Below are 7,730 nucleotides of genomic sequence, written 5' to 3'. Positions count from 1 at the left end.
CGATTTCGCCTGGCTCGATGCGGAAGCCACGCACCTTCACCTGGAAGTCGACGCGGCCCAGGAAGTCGAGCGTGCCGTCTTCCAGCCAGCGGGCCTTGTCACCCGTGCGGTAGAGCCGCTCGCCCGGAATGGAAGCGAAGGGGTGGGGGACGAAACGCTCCGCGGTCAGGTCGGGGCGGTGCAGGTAGCCCCAGGCGAGGCCCGGGCCACCAACGTACACCTCGCCCGCGACGCCCACGGGCACCGGGTGCAGGTGGGCATCCAGCACGTAGGCGGTGGAGTTCGGGATGGGCCGGCCGATGGAGACGGGACCTTCCACCACCGCCCCCCGGCGCAACGGCAGCGTGGTGGAGAAGGTCGTGTTCTCCGTCGGGCCATAGGCGTGCACCAGCGTCGCGTCATCGGGGAGCCGCGCCAGATGGTCGCGCAAGCGAGCCCAGGGCATCAGCTCACCGCCGGTGAGCAGCTGACTCACGCCCGCGAGCGCTTCGCCCTGGTGCAGGGCCATCTGTTCGAACAACGCGGTCGTGAGGAACAACGCCGAAACCCGGTGGCGGCGAAGCTGCGTGGCCAGTTCCTCCAGGGAGAGCGCATGGGGCGGCGCGAGCACGAGCTTCGCGCCATGCAACAGCGCGCCCCACATCTCGAGCGTGGAGGCGTCGAAGGCGACGGGCGCGAACTGGAGCCAGACTTCATCCGGCCCGAAGCGCATGAAGGTGCTGCCGAGCACCAGGCGGGTGATGCCTCGGTGGGGCACGCAGACGCCCTTGGGACGCCCCGTGGAACCCGAGGTGAACATGACGTAGGCCAGGGACTCGCCATCCACGGAGACGTCGAGCGCATGCGTGGGCCGTGCGGCGATGACGTCCTGCTGCGCGTCCAGCCAGACGCGGGTGCCGGAAGCGGGCAGCTTGGGGGCGAAGGGCTGGTGGGTGAGGACGACGCCGACGTCCGCGTCCTCCAGCAAGGTGGCGATGCGCTCCACGGGAGCATTGCGATCCACGGGAACGAAGGCGGCGCCAGCCTTGAGGATGGCGAGGAGCGCCGTCACCAGCTCGAACGAGCGCTCGATGGCGACGCCGACGCGCGCACCCGGGACGATGCCCAGCGCGCGCAGGTGATGGGCGAGCTGGTTGGCACGGGCTTCGAGCTGCGCGTACGTCAGCGTGGCGTCACCCTGTTCGAGGGCCACGGCGCCAGGAGTGCGCTGGACCTGTTGAGCGAAGTGGACGTGGACGGGCACGTCCGTGGGACTGGTGACGGTGGTGTCGTTCCAGTCCACGAGGATGCGCTGGCGTTCCTCGCGAGAGAGCAGCGTCAGCTCGGCCACGGACTGCTCGGGCCTTGAGGCCACGGCCTCCAGCAGCGTGCGCAGGTGGTGGGCCATCCGCTCCACCGTGCCCTGCTTGAACAACGCCGTGCTGTACTCCAGCCACCCGACGAACCCCTGCGCCGAGTCCTGCAACGTCAGGGTGAGGTCGAACTTGGCGGAGCGCGCCTCTGCGGCCACCTGCCGGAAGGCGAGGCCCGGGACGCGCAGTTCCTCCGTGGGCGCGTTCTGCAGCGCGAACATCACCTGGAACAGCGGGCTGCGGCTCGCGTCGCGCACGGGCTGCACGGCTTCGACGAGCTTCTCGAAGGGCAGGTGCTGGTGCTCGTAGGCGGCAAGCGTGGTGCCGCGCACCTGGGCCAGCAGCTCGCGGAAGGTCGCCTTCGGCTCCACGCGTGCGCGCAGGACGAGCGTGTTGACGAAGAAGCCGATGAGGCCTTCGGTCTCCGCCTGGGTGCGGCCCGCGATGGGGGAACCCACGCTGATGTCATCCTGGCCGGCGTAGCGCGACAGGAGGACCTGGTACGCCGCGAGCAGCATCATGAAGGGCGTGGCGCCTTCGCGTCCGGCCAGCGCCTTGAGGGCTTCGGACGTCTCCCTCGGAATCTGGATGGAGAGGGCCGCGCCTTCGTGCGACTGGATGGACGGGCGCGGATGATCCGTCAGCAGTTCCAGTGCGGAGGGCGCCCCCGAGAGTTGCTGCTTCCAGTATGCGAGCTGGGTCTCCAGCGTTTCGCCCTGGAGCCACTGGCGCTGCCACGCCGCGAAGTCCGCGTACTGCACGGGCAGCGGTGACAGGTCCGGCGCGATGCCCTGGGTGAAGGACTCGTAGAACGTCACCAGCTCCCGGACGAGCACGCCCATGGACCATCCGTCGGAGACGATGTGATGCATCGTCACCAGGAGCAGGTGCTCCTCGGCCGTCAGCCGCACGAGGGCGGTGCGCAGCAGCGGACCCGCTTCCAGATGGAAGGGTTGGTGCGCATCCTCTTCGACCTTGCGCCAAGCTTCGGCTTCACGCTGGGCCTCGGGCAGCGCGGACAGGTCCACGAGCGGCAGGCTCCAGGATGCAGGCGCATGGACGTGCTGGACGGTCTGTCCCTGGTGCTCGCGGAAGGTGGTGCGCAGGGAGTCGTGACGGGTGACCAGCGCTTCGAAGGCGCGGCGCAAGGACTCCACGTCCAACTGGCCCGTCAGCCGGAGCGCCGTCGGGAGGTTGTACGACGCATCTCCTGGCGTGAGCTGATCCAGGAACCAGAGGCGCTGCTGGGCGAAGGACAGCGGCCGCGGACCCTCTTCGGCAGTCCGGGTGAGTGGGGGCAGGCGGAGACTCGGCGTCTGGACCTGGAGGCGCTGGGCGAGCGCGGCCACGGTGGGTGCCTCGAAGAGGGCCCGCAGCGGCAGCTCCGTGCGGAAGGCGGCGCGCACGCGGGAGACGAGCTGGGTGGCCAGCAGGGAGTGGCCTCCGAGCGCGAAGAAGTCGTCGTGGATGCCCACTCGCTCCACGCGCAGCACCTGCGTGAAGAGGGCCGCGAGTTGCTCTTCGGCGGCGGTGCGCGGCGCGACGTAGGTGGAGGCGAGCGCGGTGCCCTGGGGCGCGGGCAGGGCTTTGCGGTCCACCTTGCCGTTGGTGTTGAGCGGCAGGGCCTCCAGCACCAGGAAGGTGGAGGGCCGCATGTGCTCCGGCAGGAACTGCTTGAGCCAGTCCTTGAGAGCGTCCGCCGTCAGTGCGGAGTCCGTGCCTTCCGCAGGCACCACGTAGGCCACGAGCCGCTTGTCGCCGGGGATGTCCTCGCGCGCCAGCACCACGGCGGCATGCACCTGGGGATGCTTGAGGAGCGTGGACTCGATTTCACCCAGCTCGATGCGGAAGCCGCGGACCTTCACCTGGAAGTCGGCGCGGCCCAGGTAGTCGAGCATCCCGTCCACGCGCCAGCGCACCACGTCGCCCGTGCGGTAGAGGCGTGCACCGGGCGTGGAGGTGAAGGCATCCGGAATGAAGCGGTCCGCAGTCAGGTCGGGGCGGTTGAGGTAGCCGCGCGCCACGCCTTCACCGCCGAGGAAGAGCTCACCCGCGACGCCCACGGGCACCGGGCGCAGGGACTTGTCCAACACGTACGCACGGACGTTGGGCAGGGGCCTGCCGATGGTGGGAGTGGGAGAGGCGTCGAAGGCGCAGGCGGTGGCGTCGACGGTGCATTCGGTGGGGCCGTAGACGTTGAAGGCGCGCAGCCGTGGGTGCTGGGCCAGGCGGCTCCACGTGCCGGGATCCACCGCCTCGCCGCCCACCAGCGCGCGCTGAGGGAGGGTGTCCTTCTCCAACAGTCCCTCATCCACCAGCAGGCGCAGGTGCGCGGGAGAGCAGTCGAGGACGTCCAGCGCGTCGTGGCCGATGCGCTTCACCAGTTCACCGGCGTCGGCGCGGGCCTCGTCGGGGACGATGCAGAGGGTGTGGCCGTCGAGCACCTGCACGAGCTGCTGGACGGAGGCGTCGAAGGACAGCGGGGCGTTGACGCTGACGCGCTCCGCCGCGCCCCGGCCCTGGTGCACGGTGGTGGCCAGCCCCTGCCGCAGGTTCATCACGGAGCGGTGCTGGATCATCACGCCCTTGGGGCGGCCGGTGCTGCCGGACGTGTAGATGACGTAGGCGAGTTGCTCGGAGGACACGGCCACATCGGGCGCTTCGCGGGGTTCCCCGTCGAAGGCCGCCACGTCCGGGTCGAGCCAGACGACGTGCGCCGTGTGCGGCGGAAGGACGTCGCGCAAGCGCTGCTGGGTGAGCACGACCGGCGCGCCGGTGTCCGTGAGGACGTGGGCGAGCCATTCGCGCGGATAGCGGGAGTCGAGCGGCACGTACGCGCCGCCGGCCTTGAGGATGCCAAGGATGCCGACGAGGGCCTCCACGGAGCGCTCCACGCACAGCACCACGCGCACGTCGGGTCCGACGCCCAGCTTCACCAGCCGATGCGCCAGTTGGTTGGAGCGCGCGTCCAGTTCCTGGAAGGTGAGCTGATGGTCGCGGCAGACGACGGCCAGGGCCTCAGGCGTGCGAAGGGCCTGGGCCGTGAAGGCCTCGTGGAAGCAGGTGTCGCGCGGGAACTCCGCGTCCGTCCTGTTCCAGTCGACGAGCAGTTGCTGTCGCTCCGGGGCGGTGAGCAGGGGCAGGCGTGAGAGCGTCTCGCTCGGGTGAGCGGCGATGGCCTCCAGCAGGACGCCGAAGTGGCCCGCCATGCGCTGGGCGGTCGATGCGTCGAAGAGATCGCTGCTGTACTCCAGGACGCCCACGAAGCCCTGGGGCGATTCCTGCAGCGTCAGCGTCAGGTCGAACTTCGCCGAAGCCGATTCGAGCGGGAGCTGTTCGAACGACAGGCCCGGCACGTTCAGGGCTTCGGTGGGCGCGTTCTGCAAGACGAACATCGCCTGGAAGAGCGCGCTGCGGCTCAGGTCTCGCACGGGCTGCACGGCTTCGACGAGCTTCTCGAAGGGCAGATGCTGGTGCTCGTAGGCGGCGAGCGTCGTGCCTCGCACCTGGGCCAGCAGCTCGCGGAAGGTGGATTCCGGCTGGACGCGGGCGCGCAGGACCAGCGTGTTGATGAAGAAGCCGATGAGGCCTTCGGTCTCCGCCTGCGTGCGGCCGGCGATGGGCGTGCCCACGCTGATGTCGTCCTGTCCGGAGTAGCGCGACAGGAGCACCTGGAAGGCCGCGAGCAGCAGCATGAAGGGCGTGGCGCCTTCGCGCTGCGCCAGGACCTTGAGTGCATCGGACACAGGCCGCGCGAGCCGCAAGGGGACCGTCGAACCCCGATGCGACTGCACGGGCGGACGCGGACGGTCCGTGGGCAACTCCAGCGCGGCGGGAGCACCCGCGAGCTTCTCCTTCCAGTAGGCGAGCTGGGCCTCCAGCGTCTCGCCCTGGAGCCATGCCTGCTGCCAGACGGCGAAGTCCGCGTACTGCACGGGCAACGGCGCGAGGACCGGCACCTGATCCGCGTGGAACGCCGCGTAGAGTGCCGTGAGCTCACGAACGAGGACGCCCATGGACCAGCCGTCGGAGACGATGTGGTGCATCGTCACGAGGAGCAGGTGCTCCGCCTCGCCCAGGCGCACCAGCGACGTGCGCAGCAGCGGACCGGCTTCCAGGTCGAAGGGTCGCAGGGCCTCCACGTTGGCGAGGCGCCGCGCCTCTTCCTCTCGCTGGGGCTCGGGCAGTGAGGACACGTCGAGCAGAGGCAGTATCCACGCAGCGGGCGCGTGGATGTGCTGCGCGGGCTGGCCCTGGTGCTGGACGAGCGTGGTGCGCAGCGTTTCGTGCCGGGCGACCAGCGCTTCGAACGCACGGCGCAGGGATTCGATGTCCACCTGGCCCCTCAGCCGAAGGGCTGCGGGAATGTTGTACGCGGAGCTGCCCGGCTGGAGTTGGTCCAACAGCCACAGGCGCTGCTGGGCGAAGGACAGTGGTGGCGGGCCTTCGTGAGCGACACGGGTGAGTGGTGGCAGGCGTGAGCCGGACGTGGCGGTACGCAGGCGCTCAGCAAGGGCGGCGACGGTGGGGGCTTCGAAGAGGGAGCGCAGAGGCAGCTCCGCATCGAAGGTGGCACGGATGCGAGAGACGAGCTGGGTGGCCAGCAGGGAGTGGCCACCGAGCGCGAAGAAGTCGTCGTGGATTCCCACGCGCTCCACGCGCAGGACGTGGGCGAAGACGTTCGCGAGCTGCTCTTCGGTGGCGTCGCGAGGAGCAACGAAGTCCGCGAGCGGCGAAGCGTCCGGGACGGGGAGGGCCTTGCGATCCACCTTGCCGTTGGCGTTGAGAGGCAACGCCTCCATGGGGACGAAGGCGGCGGGCACCATGTACTCAGGCAGGTGCTGCTTGAGGTGGGCGCGGAGGACGGCGACATCGAGGGCCTCGCCCACGACGTAGGCGACAAGGCGCTTGTCACCGGGGGCGTCCTCACGAGCGAGGACGACGGCTTCGCGCACAGACGCGTGAGCAAGGAGGGAGGCTTCGATTTCGCCCAGTTCGATGCGGAAGCCGCGGACCTTCACCTGGAAGTCGAGCCGCTGGAGGTAGTCCAGTTGGCCATCGGCGCGCCAGCGCACGACGTCGCCCGTGCGGTAGAGGCGGGCACCCGGCGTGGAGGAGAAGGGGTGCGGGATGAAGCGCTCGGCACTCAGGGCCGGCTGGCCGAGGTAGCCCCAGGCGAGGCCCTCGCTGGCGAGGAAGAGCTCACCGGAAACACCCACGGGCACCGGCTGCAAATGGGCATCGAGGACGTAGGTGCGGGTGTTGGCGATGGGTCGGCCAATGGGGGGCCGCGTGCCGTCGTCGCGCATGACGGGGGTGAAGGTGGCGACGACAGTGCTCTCAGTGGGCCCGTAGTGGTTGAAGAGGACGGCGGGGACTGAAGCAGGCGGGCCATGGTGGAGGGCGTCTCCGCCCGTCAGCATGGCACGCAGGGCGATGGGGCGAGGCCACTCCTCGCGGAGCACGGCCTCGGCCAGAGGCGTCGGCATGAAGCAGGTGGTGATGGCTTCGCGGGCCAGCCATTGCAGCAGCTGGGAGGGCTCCGCACGCACGGCTTCGGGCGGGACGACGAGGCTGGCGCCAGAGGCGAGGGAAGGCCATACCTCCCAGGTGGAAGCGTCGAAGGCGACGCCCGCGGTGAGTGCGGTGGAGTCCTGAGCCGTCAGCGAATAGGTGCGCTGGTGCCAGGAGACGAGGTTCATCAGCGCACGGTGGTGGACGGCGACGCCCTTGGGCCGTCCGGTGCTGCCGGAGGTGTAGATGACGTAGGCCAGGTCCTCCGGGCCCACAGGCGCCACCAGCAGCGGCTGCTGGAGCGCCGCCGCCTCCGCTTCAATCGCGAGGACGCGAGTGGAGAGGGAGGGCAGCGAGTCGCGCAGGTGCTGCTGGGTGAGGAGGACAGAAGCACTGCAGTCCTCCAGCATGAAAGACAGGCGCTCCGGCGGGACACCGGGAGAGACGGGGACGTAGGCGGCGCCAACCTTGAGGGCGGCGAGGAGGCCCGCCACCAACTCCGGAGAGCGCTCAGCGAGGACGGCGACACGGCTGCCTCGGGAGACACCGGCCGCGTGCAGTTGGACGGCAAGGCCATGTGCCCATGCGTCGAGGCCCGCATAGCTGACGCTTCGCTCCCCCAGACGCACGGCGACCGCGTCCGGCGTGCGTCGAGCGTGCTCCGCGACGACATGGTGGATGCAGGTGTCGCGCGGGAAGGCGACGTCCGTCTCGTTCCATTCAACGAGGAGCTGCTGCCGCTCCTCCGCCGTCATCACCTCCAGCGTGGACACGCGAGCGTCGGGCTGGGCGGCGAGGGCGGAGAGAAGGACGCTGAAGTGGCCCATGAGGCGCTGGGCGGTGGAGGCGTCGAAGAGGTCGGAG

Annotated in this window: 1 protein-coding gene; it reads right to left on the bottom strand. The window is 69.8% G+C overall.

Annotation, left to right across the window (positions count from 1 at the left end; translation table 11 throughout):
* Positions 1-7,730 (bottom strand): non-ribosomal peptide synthetase (locus D7Y04_RS42330; RefSeq protein ID WP_121763045.1); only part of this gene is annotated, 7,730 nt, incomplete at both ends.

The organism is Corallococcus sp. AB038B, from assembly GCF_003668955.1.
Lineage (GTDB): Bacteria > Myxococcota > Myxococcia > Myxococcales > Myxococcaceae > Corallococcus > Corallococcus exiguus.
The sequence above is the reverse complement of the archived record's forward strand: the minus strand, read 5'-3'. Positions and strand labels throughout refer to the sequence as shown.